16 protein-coding genes are annotated in these 14,108 nt (G+C 37.6%); 4 read left to right on the top strand and 12 right to left on the bottom strand.

All coding sequences use genetic code 11. The annotated features are described in order from the left end of the window. Positions 1–59: 59 nt before the first annotated feature. The 5 genes from BN1068_RS06590 to BN1068_RS06570 form a co-directional block, all read right to left on the bottom strand. Positions 60–926 (bottom strand): IS3 family transposase, encoded by an 867-nt coding sequence (locus BN1068_RS06590; RefSeq protein WP_077602027.1) that lies wholly within the window; start codon positions 924–926, stop codon positions 60–62. Then, positions 890–1,453 (bottom strand): helix-turn-helix domain-containing protein, encoded by a 564-nt coding sequence (locus tag BN1068_RS06585; RefSeq protein WP_077600810.1) that lies wholly within the window; start codon positions 1,451–1,453, stop codon positions 890–892. Before BN1068_RS06585 ends, BN1068_RS06590 begins: the two co-directional genes overlap by 37 nt. Before the next feature lie 62 nt (positions 1,454–1,515). Further along, positions 1,516–2,130, bottom strand: coding sequence for a DedA family protein (locus BN1068_RS06580; protein ID WP_077602026.1), 615 nt, complete (start codon positions 2,128–2,130; stop codon positions 1,516–1,518). Positions 2,131–2,266: 136 nt separating this feature from the next. After that, a complete protein-coding gene (locus BN1068_RS06575; RefSeq protein WP_077602025.1) occupies positions 2,267–3,193 on the bottom strand; it encodes an MsnO8 family LLM class oxidoreductase in 927 nt (308 codons plus the stop codon). Continuing rightward, complete coding sequence (locus tag BN1068_RS06570) at positions 3,190–3,768, bottom strand: DUF1836 domain-containing protein (protein ID WP_077602024.1); 579 nt, start codon at positions 3,766–3,768, stop codon at positions 3,190–3,192. The genes BN1068_RS06575 and BN1068_RS06570 overlap by 4 nt, the downstream gene beginning before the upstream one ends. 193 nt (positions 3,769–3,961) lie before the next feature. Between BN1068_RS06570 and trhA the strand changes: the two genes are divergently transcribed. Then, positions 3,962–4,606 (top strand): PAQR family membrane homeostasis protein TrhA, encoded by a 645-nt coding sequence (gene trhA / locus BN1068_RS06565; protein ID WP_077602023.1) that lies wholly within the window; start codon positions 3,962–3,964, stop codon positions 4,604–4,606. Between the two features lie 440 nt (positions 4,607–5,046). On the opposite strand, the gene BN1068_RS06560 is transcribed toward trhA, so the two are convergent. The 3 genes from BN1068_RS06560 to BN1068_RS06550 all read right to left on the bottom strand — a co-directional run bounded on the left by BN1068_RS06560 (position 5,047) and on the right by BN1068_RS06550 (position 8,084). After that, on the bottom strand, positions 5,047–5,643 hold the full coding sequence (locus tag BN1068_RS06560) for a TetR/AcrR family transcriptional regulator (RefSeq protein ID WP_077602022.1): 597 nt from the start codon (positions 5,641–5,643) through the stop codon (positions 5,047–5,049). A gap of 6 nt (positions 5,644–5,649) precedes the next feature. Then, positions 5,650–6,327 (bottom strand): YqeB family protein, encoded by a 678-nt coding sequence (locus BN1068_RS06555; protein WP_077602021.1) that lies wholly within the window; start codon positions 6,325–6,327, stop codon positions 5,650–5,652. 272 nt (positions 6,328–6,599) lie between these two features. Continuing rightward, a complete protein-coding gene (locus BN1068_RS06550) occupies positions 6,600–8,084 on the bottom strand; it encodes a hypothetical protein (RefSeq protein WP_077602020.1) in 1,485 nt (494 codons plus the stop codon). A 549-nt stretch (positions 8,085–8,633) separates the two neighbouring features. On the opposite strand from BN1068_RS06550, the gene BN1068_RS23325 reads away from it, so the two are divergent. Next, positions 8,634–8,792 carry a YfhE family protein gene (locus tag BN1068_RS23325; protein ID WP_139344754.1) on the top strand — a complete coding sequence of 53 codons (159 nt, stop codon included), beginning with the start codon at positions 8,634–8,636 and terminating at the stop codon, positions 8,790–8,792. Between the two features lie 175 nt (positions 8,793–8,967). On the opposite strand, the gene BN1068_RS06545 is transcribed toward BN1068_RS23325, so the two are convergent. From BN1068_RS06545 to BN1068_RS06530, 4 genes are all read right to left on the bottom strand, one after another. Beyond that, entirely contained in the window at positions 8,968–9,672 is a 705-nt protein-coding gene (locus BN1068_RS06545; RefSeq protein WP_077602019.1) for a hypothetical protein, read from the bottom strand. A 3-nt stretch (positions 9,673–9,675) separates the two neighbouring features. Continuing rightward, positions 9,676–10,533, bottom strand: coding sequence for an ABC transporter ATP-binding protein (locus BN1068_RS06540; protein WP_077602018.1), 858 nt, complete (start codon positions 10,531–10,533; stop codon positions 9,676–9,678). Next, complete coding sequence (locus tag BN1068_RS06535) at positions 10,523–10,900, bottom strand: GntR family transcriptional regulator (protein ID WP_077602017.1); 378 nt, start codon at positions 10,898–10,900, stop codon at positions 10,523–10,525. Before BN1068_RS06535 ends, BN1068_RS06540 begins: the two co-directional genes overlap by 11 nt. A gap of 259 nt (positions 10,901–11,159) precedes the next feature. After that, complete coding sequence (locus BN1068_RS06530) at positions 11,160–12,215, bottom strand: M42 family metallopeptidase (protein WP_077602016.1); 1,056 nt, start codon at positions 12,213–12,215, stop codon at positions 11,160–11,162. A gap of 195 nt (positions 12,216–12,410) precedes the next feature. On the opposite strand from BN1068_RS06530, the gene BN1068_RS06525 reads away from it, so the two are divergent. Then, positions 12,411–12,980, top strand: a complete 570-nt coding sequence (locus BN1068_RS06525) for a copper resistance CopC family protein (protein WP_077602015.1) — start codon at positions 12,411–12,413, stop codon at positions 12,978–12,980. Between the two features lie 3 nt (positions 12,981–12,983). Next, positions 12,984–14,084 carry a copper resistance D family protein gene (locus tag BN1068_RS06520; RefSeq protein ID WP_077602014.1) on the top strand — a complete coding sequence of 367 codons (1,101 nt, stop codon included), beginning with the start codon at positions 12,984–12,986 and terminating at the stop codon, positions 14,082–14,084. The last annotated feature ends 24 nt before the right edge of the window (positions 14,085–14,108 follow it).

The following is a 14,108-nucleotide window of genomic DNA, read 5'->3' as shown; positions in this document are numbered from 1 at the left end:
TTTTCTGGCAATCAAAAAACTGCAGGAACAGGTGGTTACCCCTAAAAGTTAGAGTTTTATTATGCAACTGATTGGCTAGATTGAGTTCGATATTCGACTGGACTCAATCCAGCCAATTTTTCTTTTGCTCTTTTATGATTATACCAATAGATATATTCTTCAATCTGTTTTTTTAATTCTTCATAACTTACCAATTCTTCTCCATGGTACATTTCTTGTTTTAAAATGCCGAAGAAATTCTCCATCGAAGCGTTATCTGCACAGGTTGCTTTGCGTGACATACTTTGAAATACTTTATTTTCTTTTAAAGTCTTCACCCATTGGTTGTGTTGATAATGCCAGCCTTGATCGGAATGAATCGTGGTACGATAGGTTGCACGATTTTTTATTATCTCCATCGTTTCTTTTAAAGGTTCCATGACAAGATCTAACGTTGGTCGCTTCTTGATTTCATACGCAATAATTTCTCCGTTGTAAAGGTCAAGAATTGGATTTAAATATAACTTCTCCTCACCAAGACATTTGAATTCTGTAATGTCCGTTACTAGTTTTTGAAGTGGGATAGATGTGCTAAATCGGCGGGATAATCGGTTTTTCGCTACTTTTCCAACCTTTCCCTTATAGGAATTATATTTGCGGGATTTCCGCATAAATTTTACACATTTTAATCCTAATTCTCTCATCAAACGGTACACTTTTTTATGATTGATTTCATGCCCTAATTTTTTTAATTCTTTCGTGATACGTTTATAACCATAGCGTTCATGAAATTTTTTAAACAGGGATATAATAAGTTCTTTTAATGCTGCATCCGTGTCTTCTCTGCTAAAATGCTTCACATGATAATGGTAGGTTGCTTCAGGAATACCTACCACACAGAGGACATCTTTTAATCGGAATCCTTCTTCTTTGAGTTCGAATGCCACCTTTGCTTGTGCTTTTCGTGGAAGGCATTCGGATCCTCCCGAAAAGCTCTCAACTTTTTTAGGTATGCATTTTCTAGTCGCAGTAATTCATTCTCGCGTTCTAATTCTTCTTCGCGTGTTAATTTCTTCGCCTCTTTTTCCTTTTGCTTATTGGTTTTATTAGACATAGAAGGTCTCCCCTTTGGTTTTGGTTCTAGGCCTTCTAAATCTTCTTCCTCAAATGCCTTCATCCAGCGTCTAATTAAGGAAGGGTTGTTCAAATGAAATTGAATAGCAGTTTCTAAGAAAGAAGCACCTGTCTGTAACATAAATTGTATCGTATTTAATTTAAATTGAACAGAATACTTCTCCTTTGTTTTTCTTCTTCTTAAGCCATCTATTCCTTGGGATTTATAGACTTTCACCCACTCAACTATAGATGTTTCACTGCCCATATTATATTTTTTGGCTAATGATTTATAGCCCATATTGCCATATAAATACTCGGTGACGAGTTTTATTTTAAATTCTTCATTATATTTCGCCATAAAAACACCCCGAAAGTTAGATTTTTCTACTCTAACTTTCGGGGGGCGGTACCACATTGAGCCTACAGTTTTCCTTTTTTCCGTCTCCTTATATACCAAATAACGCAAAGTATGATCCCTGCAATGATTAAAGTATATACAATATTAGAATAGACATCCATAAACGCAGAAACATGATGCCAATTTTCTCCCAGAACTGCTCCAATACCGATTAAAATACTATTCCATATAATAGAACCAATGGCTGTTAAAAGAATAAAAATCCCGAAATTCATTCTTCCCATACCGGCCGGAATAGATATCAAGCTCCTTAAAAGGGGGACCATCCGACAAAAAAATACTGTCCAATAGCCGTATTTATCAAACCAGTCATCCGCTTTATAAATATCTGATCTTTTTAAACGCAATATATGCCCATACCGGTCGACTATTTTCTCCAGCCGCCCGACATCTAATATCATACCTACACAATATAACAGCATTGCGCCAATAAGTGCTCCCAGTGTAGCTGCAGATAATACACCTGTATAGGTTAATGCGCTGGAGGTTGTCATAAATCCTCCAAAAGGAAGGATAATTTCAGATGGTATCGGCGGAAATAAATTCTCTAAAGTCATCATCAGGAAAATTCCTAAATAGCCAAATTGCTCCATAATGGATGTAACCCACTGTCCCATAATATCCTCCATATAAGCTTGTCTTCTTCACTAAAATATATTCTACCATGCGGCTGACTATGATTTTTATTTCATTTTAAAAACAAGTGTTAAGATTTTTAGGGATAGCTTGTCGACATCTTCGTTAAGAAATAGTTTAATCTATAATCGATGCCAGCTGCTGGTAAGAGTATTTCCTTGCTTCATAGGTCGGCGCCATTGTAATTACCATGATTTCATCGCATTGATAAGCTTTTTGCAGCCCGGCCAATTTTTCTTGAACGAGGGTTATATCACCGATAATCTGTTTATCAGCAAATTTTACCTGTTCATCCTGATCTATCTGCGGTGAAGAAGCCTGTTCCTCTTTTCTGCGCCTTGTTTCCTCAGCTAATTCCAGTGCTTCCTTTTCCGTTTCTGCACAAAGAACGGATACGGCAACGATAGCAGATGGATCCTCCGCTTGCCGCTGGTAACCGGCGACAATTTCCGGTCCATTATCTGCCCCCATAAAATGGCCAAATACATAAGGAAGCTTTTTACTGACAGCAAGCTGGGCGCTTCTCTGACTGGTTCCCAAGAGCCAGGGCTGCGGCTGAATATCTGGTACAGGTGTAGCTGTCACTCTTGAATAAAGATGCTCTGGAGAAAAATCCTCCTGAAGGAAATGAAGCAGTTCATCAATATAATCCGGCATTGCTTTAACCTTTTCCAGAAAGTTTCCGGCCAGAGCAATTGTTGCTTCTGCTGAACCGCCCGGCGCCCGTCCTAATCCTAAATCTACTCTGTCTGGATACATTGCAGCAAGCATCCGGTAGCGCTCCGCAATATTATATGGGCGATAATTCGGTAAGAGTACAGCCCCTGAACCGATTCGGATCCGCTCTGTCCTGCTTCCGATAATTCCTAATAAAATATCCGGCGCGGGGCTTGCTAATACTGGTGTATCGTGATGCTCTGCAATCCAATATCGTTCATACCCCAGACTGTCGGCCAGGACAGCCAATTCAATACTTTCTTCCAACGCCTGTTTTCCATCAGCATCCGCAAATAGTGGAGATTGATCTAAAATACTCAATTTCATTGTTCTTCCACACCTTCCTGCTCTAATTGATCTACCAGCTTCTCAGCTGCACGGCGGTAAAAATTACTCATTCCGGTCAAGCTTGTGATCAGTAAAAGCTGCTGTAAGTAATCATCGTTCACTATATCTTTGTCTAATTCTGTTTCAAATATTTCTTCCTGTTCTGTTATATGCTCTTTAAAATGAGCGACATTTCTATTCATTAAATGAACATAATTATTATAAAAACTTTCCAGATCAAAATCATCATTCTGCATTCTTTGATTTACCCCTTCAAATGTTTTCCCGATATCTTTAATAGATAAAACACTTTTCATTTGATAAATCATACTGATCAGCAGCAGATGCTCTTTCGAATACTTTTTATTTTTTATGGGAAAGAATAATTTAGCCTTTGCATAATTATTAATCATCGTTTTCGTTAATACTTTATCCTCCTCGTAACGCTTTGCAGAAGAAAATTTACTTTCAAAAAGCTGAATGACCTGATCCATATATAAATCTAAATCAGGTATTTCCTTTGAATTCAACTGGTTTTCCAAATGCAGTCCTTCTAATTCCTTTTTTATATTCATAAGCTGACCTTCCTTCTTCGGTTTTCCCTGTCATTATTTACTGTATATTAATCAATTCATGTATTTATTTTAGTGTTTCTACATTTTATTATAGGGAACTCCACCCAAAAATCAAATGTTGACTACTTGATGAAACAGGTATATATTTATTACATAGTATTAGAAACTACATACGTGATTGGAGATGTTTTATTTGCATAAATTTATTAGGGAACCGATGAATGCCTTTACCCATTTTATCGGAATTGTCTTATCAATCATTGGACTAATATTACTTGTTGTAAAAGCAGCACGCGTAGGCACACCTTTGGACGTCGGTGCTGTCGCTGCTTTTGGTATTAGTTTAATTTTGTTATATACAGCTTCTACGGTTTACCATTCAGTCATTGCCGGGCCAAAAACGATTGCTTTTTTTAGAAGGATGGACCATTCCATGATATATGTGCTCATCGCCGGTACTTATGTCCCGCTTTGTCTTATTGCCTTACAAGGAACAATCGGGTGGGTATTATTTTGGGTAATCAGCGGTTTAGCTCTGCTGGGCGTCTTATTTAAATTAATCTGGTTCCACTCGCCAAGATGGCTGTCCACCCTCCTGTACGTTTTAATGGGATGGGTTGCAATATTTTATAGCGGATCGCTCGCACCAATTATTGGAACTGGCGGATTAACCTGTTTAATTGTTGGAGGAGTATTCTATACAGTAGGGGCAATCATTTACTGGTTAAAACCTGAATTCCTGCGTTCCCGTTATTTTGGCTTCCATGAGATATTTCATATTTTCATTCTGCTGGGAAGTATTTTTCACTTCTTATGTGTTTATCTGTATGTTATTTAAATCTAAGAATATCTAAGAAAACCCCGAATTCACTAAAAAGGAACGAATTCGGGGTTTTTTTCTATTTCCAGGAAAAATTTAAAATAATTTACTCCATGGTACCATGTTTGACATAAAAAATAATGCCCTTTTTTCTGCTGTTTAAAAATCCAATATGAATACTATTTTGTATTTAGAAAAAGGAAAGGAGGAAGGAGGAAGGAAAAATCATGGGAATGGAAAAAGACAGCTGAATTAACGAGTCTCGAAATTAAGGAAGTAACTGAGCTCCGAAAATCACTTGAAAATTAATTAAAATAACTGGGAAAGAACCTGTATCTGTTAATTATTCCACTTCAGCAGAGACAGGTTCTTTTAATTTTGGGTGAGGGGTCCATTTTAAAATGATAAATAAAAAGAGTACACAATTATTCGAGGGATTTCCCATTATCATACGGCATTTATTTTACTATTTTCGTAACCATCCTAATTAACTCCTGCTGATAATTTTCGATATCAAAGCTTTCACTTTGCAGGAGCATACTCTCACTCGCAGCACCGTTGATAAGAATAGCTGTTGCTTTTGGCTGAAAATCAGATGAGAATACCTTTTTCCGCTGCCCCTCTGCCAAAATGTTTTCTAAACGCAGGTAAAGCGGATCCTCTTCTTCTTCATTTAATTTATAGTATGGGATATTATCCTCTGTCCGGGCATTAAAAATAATCTCAATTAGTGCAACATTATTCTCAACATGTTCATATTGATATGCAAGTGTTGCTTTTATATAAGTCAGCAGCTGCTGATAAATATCTGCCTCTTTCTTTACCCTTTCCTCAATAAATTCGAGCTGTGCACCGATTAAGTAGTTTAATGTGTGCTGAATCAGCTCTTCTTTATCTGCAAAATGATAAGAAATTAATCCCGTGCTAATTTTTGCATGCTTTGCTATTTTAGCAAGACTTAATTTTACATAGCCAATATCATTCAACACATCAATGGTTGCTTTTAAAATTTGTTCTCTCCTTGCTACCGAGATAAATGTTTTTTCTTTCGCCATTTTGTATCACCCTCTTATCATCCGGACATACTGCCGTTTGTCTTCATCGCGAATAACTGCTCCTTTATCTGCTAAATCCTTCCGCAATATAGCTGCTTCTTTTTCATCGTCTTCTTTCAGTGCCTTTTCTCTTGCTGCAAGCAAACTGTTTACACTGGCCGGGAAATCAGGATGCTCCGCAACCCAGCGCTGATAATCAGATTGATAAGGATCCTGCGGCTTCCAGGGAAACCGGTGTTCGAGAAAAGCAGCTTCTATTTTCGGCTGTTTTACATCCGTTTGTGCACGATACAGTTCTTTCCCTTTTTGGCCTAAAACGACAATATCTTTTCTATCCATATAAATTGCCGAAATTTCTCTTTTTTGCAATCGTACTTCTTTATCATACCTTTTCATTGTAACTTCTTGATCTGTAATCGTCATTTTTAATGATTCACTAAAGGCGTACAACGCAAAAAGAATTCCCGCGATCAAACCGGCAATTACCCCGATAATAGATACCCAGGAGCTATTCCAGGATACAATCCATTCAAAGAACGGACCAAACGGGACAAAAGGAACCTTAATCAGCCAGCTCGAAATAATTTGAATAAACCAGCCAATAATTGCTCCAAGAAGCGGACCGCCTATAATAATAATCGTTTTATCAAGCTTTGATAAACCAAGTACGGTTTCATTTTGCATATTTTATAATCTCCTCTGCACATTTTTATCCTAGGCTGACAACTCCCACAGCTAAAGCAATGGGGTTCTAAGGTACTAATACACTTCTTAACAGCGCCCTTATCTTTCTATAAAGAAAGAGTTTCCACTGAAATACTGGTATATATTCTCTTAAAACATTAACGGACGTATTGCGAGGTTGCAAGGCACTTCACCAAGCCAGCCTTAAAAGACTTCTTGTGTGCTTGTCGTTCCGCTTCTCTTGGCCGTTATCAGGACCAATCAGGTTTGTATTAAACGACAAACCAACGTATCGTTTTACTTGTTGACTGTTTTAATCGTTCGATTTCACAATGATGCCGTTCTATAAAATTGTTCCATCCTTCATTGCATAAATCTATATCAACAGAATCGAGGGTTTCCTTTGTATTAGCTATTAAAAAAGCGCTATATAAATCGCGTTGGATACGAAACGCTCCAAAATCATTCCAACGTTCTGAAAGTTGTTTCTTCTCGTATTTCCCTGTTACATGATTAAACTGACTAGCTTTTGTGGCATAGGTATCTATCTTCTTGATCTCTCTTCCTTGATAATTCAGTTTTCGCTCTATAATGGTGAGCAGCATTGCAGGAGCACGCTTGGCAATGGATTTTCCAAACCGTTTTTTTCGGTTAACCTTCCCATTCGTGTTATTTCGAGTTGTATTTTTCGCGCGTTTTTGCAATGATTGAAACCGCATCGTTTCTACTCGAATATCAGAACCTATGGCAAGAATATCGTTTGCCAGTTTCTCATGGGACATTTTTCGCCTGCCAGCAACTTTACGGTAGCATTCTTTACGTTTTTGACGCAGCCTTTCATATCTTTTAGAGTAACTCCATGTTAATCTGCCTTTTTTGATTGTTCCATTTTCATTAAAGTTGCCGGGATTGGTACTTCGTTTAGACCTGTCCATTTTGCGTTGGATTCTTCTTAATTCTTTTTCATCATAGTAACACGCCGGGGCCAGTTCACGAAGTTCGACTTGGCTGTCACTGCTAATCGCAATCGTAGATGTACCAATGTCTAACCCGATACGTTTTGTCTCGTCATTAGCAACTTTGCGATTTCTTTTTGTTGGCGGGTAACCTTCTTGAATAAGTTGAACGAAATAACGGGTTTTCCCTCTAACATCTCGTTTTAAAATGCGTACATACTTTGTCTTGTCTAATAAAGCCCAGTGTGCATATTCATCATCATCTTTAGGAGAAATCGGCATACACAGCCAATTCTTTGGTTTAGGATTTTTTCTGGTTGGTTTATCGCCCCAAAGAATCTCTCCTTCTATATATCTCAACCCGGTTTGGTTTGATTTGTTTTCTACGGAGATATCATCCTTTGCATTTTTGAAATGTACTTTTTTGGATTTTCCAAAATGAAGCTTCCCGACGGTTTGAAAAGCCCTTGTTGCCAATTTCTGAGACTCCAAACTGCCAATATGTTCTTTGAATTTATGTTGGACTTTCTTTACAAAATGATGGATTCCGTATTCTGAAAAACCATATTCTAAACGGATATCCGCTAATTTCTTATTCCGATCTTTTGATGTAGGTTCACGAAGCAATGTACGATAACGTTTATCCGTTTTTACAGCTTTATGTCGTTTGAGAGCTTCCCCCAGACAAGAATTATAGACCATTCTTGCCATGTTGCATTTCTTTTCCAGCCGATGCTGCTGCCAAATGGGGATGTGCAAAGGAAATTCAATGGTATAAGTTGGTGTACACTTTCTTGCCATAGGTTCAACTCCCTTCTTGTTTCGTTTTTCTGACTTCCAACATATTGTTTCATTTGATACGTTCCTCTACATTCGCACAATGGGATATTTTCCTTCTATTTTCGCTATTTCGATTCCGTTTTTGCGCAAACACCTGTTCTGTTTATTGTACCAAACAAACATTCTTTTCACAATCTATTTTCTATAAAAAAGGGATGCATTTTATTTAAAACTTTAAAATTACCTCTTTATCATCCCACCTCTAAAGAAGTGGGCTTTCTCGTTCGGAAAATCTGTAAAAAGTTTGTAACACCCTGGTAAGTCTCGCTGCTTGCAGTGGAGTTGAAAAAACTTCTCTGCAAGCAGCTCATCTTATAAAGGAATATTTTTTGATTGCATAATCAAATTTTAGCATGATCGATTAATTTATGCCAGCAATAATGATAAATACAGTTTGTAGGATATGCAATAGAAGTTACCAAATTTTAGAAAGACAACGGAGATGTTTTAATTCACTGCAACCGGGAAAACACATACTAGAACGAACTTTAGTAGAAAGGATGATTATTCATGAGAAATACACAATATCAGCCAGCAAAAAAGAGGGACATTGCTGATGCTCAAGAGGTCCATTACTCTAAAGAATTTAAACAGGCAGATATTGCCGGCGGCTTTCGGAGACCCCGGGTTAATGAAGCAAAATCCGAGAACCCTAATTTAAAAAAATAAATATTTATTCCGTTAACAATATAATATAAAACTTTTAAAAGGAGCTGTTGTCAAATGCATGTCATGCATTTGACAACAGCTCTCTTCTATACCTATTTATAAAATTCGACTCTTTAAAATTTCTAAAACGTTAAAAACTTCCTCTTGTATTGACCAAAAGACAATCCCAGCTTCCTTAACGCCTATTCACTATAGTAATTTTCCTTATAAACGGGAATGCTATCAGATAAAGCACAATACCAATTAAAAATAGCATTACAAAGGTCATAAGTGTAACATTGGAGAAAAGGTCAACAGCTGCTTGAATCATCCAGCCTTCAAAAACCCCATATAGTATAACCACCAGCAGGACCCCTAATAAACTTCCTGCTCCGGCCAGACCGGTACGATAAAAAATTAATCCAATTAAATATAATAGTGTCATAATAAAAAACATCACAAATGTATCTACGACGATTCTCATCACCCAGTTATCTGTTAAAAGCATCGCCGGATGAACATAAATATAGTTTGTAACTCCGACCGCGTTAAATATCCACTCTGTTACCTGCTGAAGAGTACTTCCTAAAAATGCCATAATAAAAGAGTAAGCTGCCATAAAATATAAATGCATAAGATACATATTCTTACGGGTAGCGCCCATCTTCAATCCGAATGGAACACTGCCTTTTACTAACAAAACTCCAACAACACCTACATTAAAATAAGTTCCGAACGGGATAGCGAAATACATTTTAAAATCCTCGACAGCTCCAAGTAATAAATAACAGATAATAGCTGATGCGATAATACACCCTATAAAAATAGCAAAAAAGATTTTGGCTGTCCGCATTACTTCCGTCGAATAAGCGTAAAACATACCTTTTATTTGATTGTTCATGGATTATGCCCCTTTCTTCTTCTCCGTTAAATGAATCATTAATTCCTGGACTGGTACGCCTTCTACTTCAAGACCAGCATCTAACGCCTCTTTCCTGCTGCCAAAAGCATAGGCCATGGAGCTGCCTGCTAAGTCATTGCGCTGAATAATTTCTTTATCTGCTAAAAAGGCATCTACCTGATCCTTTGGTCCAGAAATTGCGATTGTTTTCGCCCGCAGGTCTTCTGCGCTTTCCTGTAAAATAACGGAGCCTTCCCTTAAGATAATGACTTCCTCAAACATCAAGCTGACCTCATCAATTAAATGTGTCGAAAAGATAATCGTCCGCGGATTTTCCTGATAATCCTCCAATAATATTTCATAGAACTTTTTACGGGATGGAGCATCCATACCGATATAAGGTTCATCAAATACTGTAATTGGCGCTCTGCTCGCTAATCCTGCCGTGATGCCTAATGCAGACTCCATTCCTTTGGATAATGTCTTTATTTTGGCTGATTGCTTTAAATTAAAACTCTCTACTAATTCTTCTGCCATTTCCTGATCCCAGTTTGGATAAAAGTAAGCATAGATCTTCAATACTTGTTTTATTTTTAGCTCTGGATTGAAATTATTTGCTTCTTTAATCAAGCAAATAGATTCTGTTAATCGCTGGTTATCAAAAGGATCCTCTCCGTCAATGGAAATGCTGCCTGCGGATGCTAAAATCTGGCCGCTTAAAATATCCATAAATGTCGTCTTTCCCGCTCCATTTCTCCCTAATAATCCATAGATTTTGTTCCCCTTCAACGTAAAAGAAACCTGATCCAAAGCATAATTTTCTCCATAGTTTTTACTTAATTGATCTACTTTAATTTCCATTAGCCTCATCCTCCCGGTTAAGCATATTAATCAACTCTTGTCTGTCCATTTCCAGCTTCTGTGCTTCCCTTTTCATTGGAAGTAAATAGTTTTCATAAAATGTCTGTTTTCTTTTTTCAATAACAATCCCTTTTGCTTCCTCAGTCACAAACATCCCCACGCCCCGTTTCTTTAACAAAATACCTTCTGAGACGAGCTCATTGATTCCTTTTCCAGCAGTTGCCGGATTGATCTGATAAAATTTAGCAAACTCATTTGTAGAAGGTGCACGTTCTCCACTATTTAATGAACCGTCGATAATAGAATCTTCAATTTGCTCTTTTATCTGCAGAAAAATCGGTTTGTTTTCATCCAATTCTTTTTTCATTAGCCTCATCCCTTAATTGGTTAATTACTTATGCAACTAACCCTATAACACAATCTTTGAAAAGTCAACTTGCTATTTGTAAATAATAAGCGATTTATTCAGAAAAACCCTTATGTACCAATGATTCCATCTGTTTAATTTTTTATTTTTAAACAGCATTATTTTAGAGTGGCTAGTTAGTTAATAAACGTCAATTGATATTTTTATTCACAAAAAAATAAGACCAGGTAAAGTACCCCGATCTTATTTTTTCGTTCTTTTATTCCTCTGTCATTTCCGACTGTACATAATGGTAAACTAAATTCTCTGTGTGCTTGAGAGACGATTCATGTGTACGTTCAAATGCATGTGATGCATCGATTCCCGGTCCAATAAGTCCATGAATGATATCATGTCCGGCATGAATGGCTGCGGATGCATCGGATTGGTAATAAGGATAAATATCTAATTTAAACTCAATTTCGTTGGCCTTGGCAATTTCGGTGAGATGATTGCGGAGGCCATAATGATATGGTCCGGAGGCGTCCTTCACACAAATCGATACTGTGAATTCATCCGTTCTTTGGCCATCCCCGATAGCTCCCATATCAACTGCTAAGTATTCTACAACTTCCGGCGGGATATTGGAGTTTCCTCCATAGCCGATTTCTTCATTATTGGAAAAGAGAAAATGCGTTGTATATGGTAATTCTGTCTGGTCTGCTGCAAGCTTTTCGATCACCTTAATCAGGATAGCGGCACTAGCTTTATCGTCCAAATGACGGGATTTAATAAAGCCTGATTCTGTTTTTTCCACCCGCGGATCAAAAGAGATGAAATCACCAATTTCAATGCCTAATTTACGGGTTTCTTCCTCACTCTTCACCACTTCATCAATCCGCACTTCCATATTTTCCGTATCTCTTTTCAGTTCACCGGCTTTTCGATATACGTGAACAGCAGTTTGATGCATTAAAATGGTACCTGTATATTTTTTCCCGCTTACCGTGTGGATGGTGCAGTATTCCCCTTCAACGTAGTTAAGCGGAAAGCCGCCAATGACTTGAATTTTCAAGCGGCCATCAGTTTTTATTTCTTTAACAATTGCTCCTAATGTGTCTACATGAGCTGTCAGGAAGCGGTGCTTCGACGTATTCTTCCCCGGTAACGTCGCAATCAGGCCGCCTTTACGATTTCTTTTCGTCTCCACATTGCTTATTTCCAGCCGCTGTTCAATAAATTGGATTGCATCCTTTGTGTAGCCGGACGGACTTGGTATCGTAACCAACTCTTTAATTAATGTCATTGTTTCTTCAGTATTGGGAAAACTACTCATTATTATCCCCCTTGTAAAATTAAGTTATATTTATTAGTCTACTACAGTTTACCAGAAAAAGCATTGTCATCAATTGTTCATAGTTTATAAAAATGTGGCTGTTTTATTTTGATTAGACTTGTTACTTGTCTTATTCTTTTGTAAGCTTGAGTTTGAATAAATTATATTTAATTCAACAAAAAGGAGAAAAACATTATGAAAAAACTTACAGGAGCTTTAGCTCTAGTTACCTTATTATTTGTATTCAGTGCGAGTCCTGCCTTTGCACATACACATCTTGATACATCTGATCCAGAGGAAGGTTCAACAGTAACAGAGGCTTTAGACAGTGTCACCCTTTATTTTGAAACAGTGATTGAAGAAAGTGCTGTATTGGAGTTACAAAAAGAGGATGGAACTGAGATTACTCTTGATAATATTACTGTGAATGATGATGAATTATCTGCTGATGTTACAGAGCCTTTAGAAAACGGAGCATATACCCTCAGCTGGGACATTATTGGCGTCGATGGCCATCCTATGGAGGATTCCCTTTCATTTGAAGTGGACATAGAGGAAACAGCGGCTGAAGAAGCCACAGAGGAAGATACAAATGGACAGGAAGATGCATCTGAAGAACAGGCTGATGAAAACGAAGCCGCATCCGAAAGCGATGTTCAAGACACAGCAGCAGAGGATAGTAATTCAAATACCCTGTTAATTACTATTTTACTTGTTGCAATTATCGCTGTCGTAGCTATTGTATTATTAAAAAGGAAGAAATAATGTATGTTCTATCTAACCATATTAACAGAAACATTCTTATATCTTTGCCTTGCCTTTTTAGCAGGAAGCTTTCTGATCAGATTGCTTCCTGCCACTTCTTCTATTAAGATCAAAGTGCCCTCCAACCTGCAGCTGGCAGCGATTTGGGGTATTGCCTTATTTGCATTTATTCCCCTCATTCAGCTTATCAGCCATATTGCCAGACGCACTTCATTAGGCTCGGGCTTTGAAACTGTCTTATTATCCTTCCGCATTGGAAACGCCTGGTTATTCTTATTTATTATTTGCGTTCTTTTCAGTGTTTATATTGCATTTGTCAAAGATACAAACAGTAAACTAACAGCATGGACAGGAGTTATTTTCACAGCTCTGACGGCAATTGGAATTGGCTGGGCCAGTCATGCAGGGTCATTCGAAGGAGTTTTGGGAGCAATAACGCATTCGATTCATCTGTTTGCGGTAAGTGCCTGGGTTGGAACTTTGATCATGGTCAGCTGGTTTGCGCCAAAATCTGTTGACTGGCTGCGTTTTATAAATAATTATCATCCATTTGCATTGATCTGTTTTGCTATTGTCGTTCTCAGTGGTATTCTATTAGCACAATTCACTGTTGACTTGAGACAATATGGCGATGCCCTCCTTGTTTCTTATGGTCAGAGTTTATTTTTAAAACAATTATTTATTATTCCTTTATTGCTCTATGCCGTATTTAACGGGGTTTGGATGAAACGGCGTTTACAAGCTGATACAGCCTTTCAGGCACAGCCCTGGATACGAGTAGAGTTCTTTATTATTTTATTTATCTTATTGCTGACAGGTATTATGAATGAGCAATCACCGCCGCTTCATATTGAAAATCTTATCGCACACACCGGGTACGCTCCGATATTAAATATGTTTTATGATGGATCTATGGATGGGGCAGGTATAAATTTAGTATTAGACGGATCTGTTTTCTTCTTTATCGGCTTGGCAGCAATATGTCTTGCGGCCAGCATCTACATTTTTAAAACGAAGAGACATCCTGCGCTTTCTTATCTGGCGTCGCTTCTCTTTGTCATAATGGGATACTTTGCTTTTATTCAAAGTATTGTGGTCAGCTGATTTAAAAAATATATAACACAAAAA

Source organism: Oceanobacillus sojae (assembly GCF_900162665.1).
In the GTDB taxonomy this organism is placed as follows: domain Bacteria; phylum Bacillota; class Bacilli; order Bacillales; family Amphibacillaceae; genus Oceanobacillus; species Oceanobacillus sojae_A.
The sequence above is the reverse complement of the archived record's forward strand: the minus strand, read 5'-3'. Positions and strand labels throughout refer to the sequence as shown.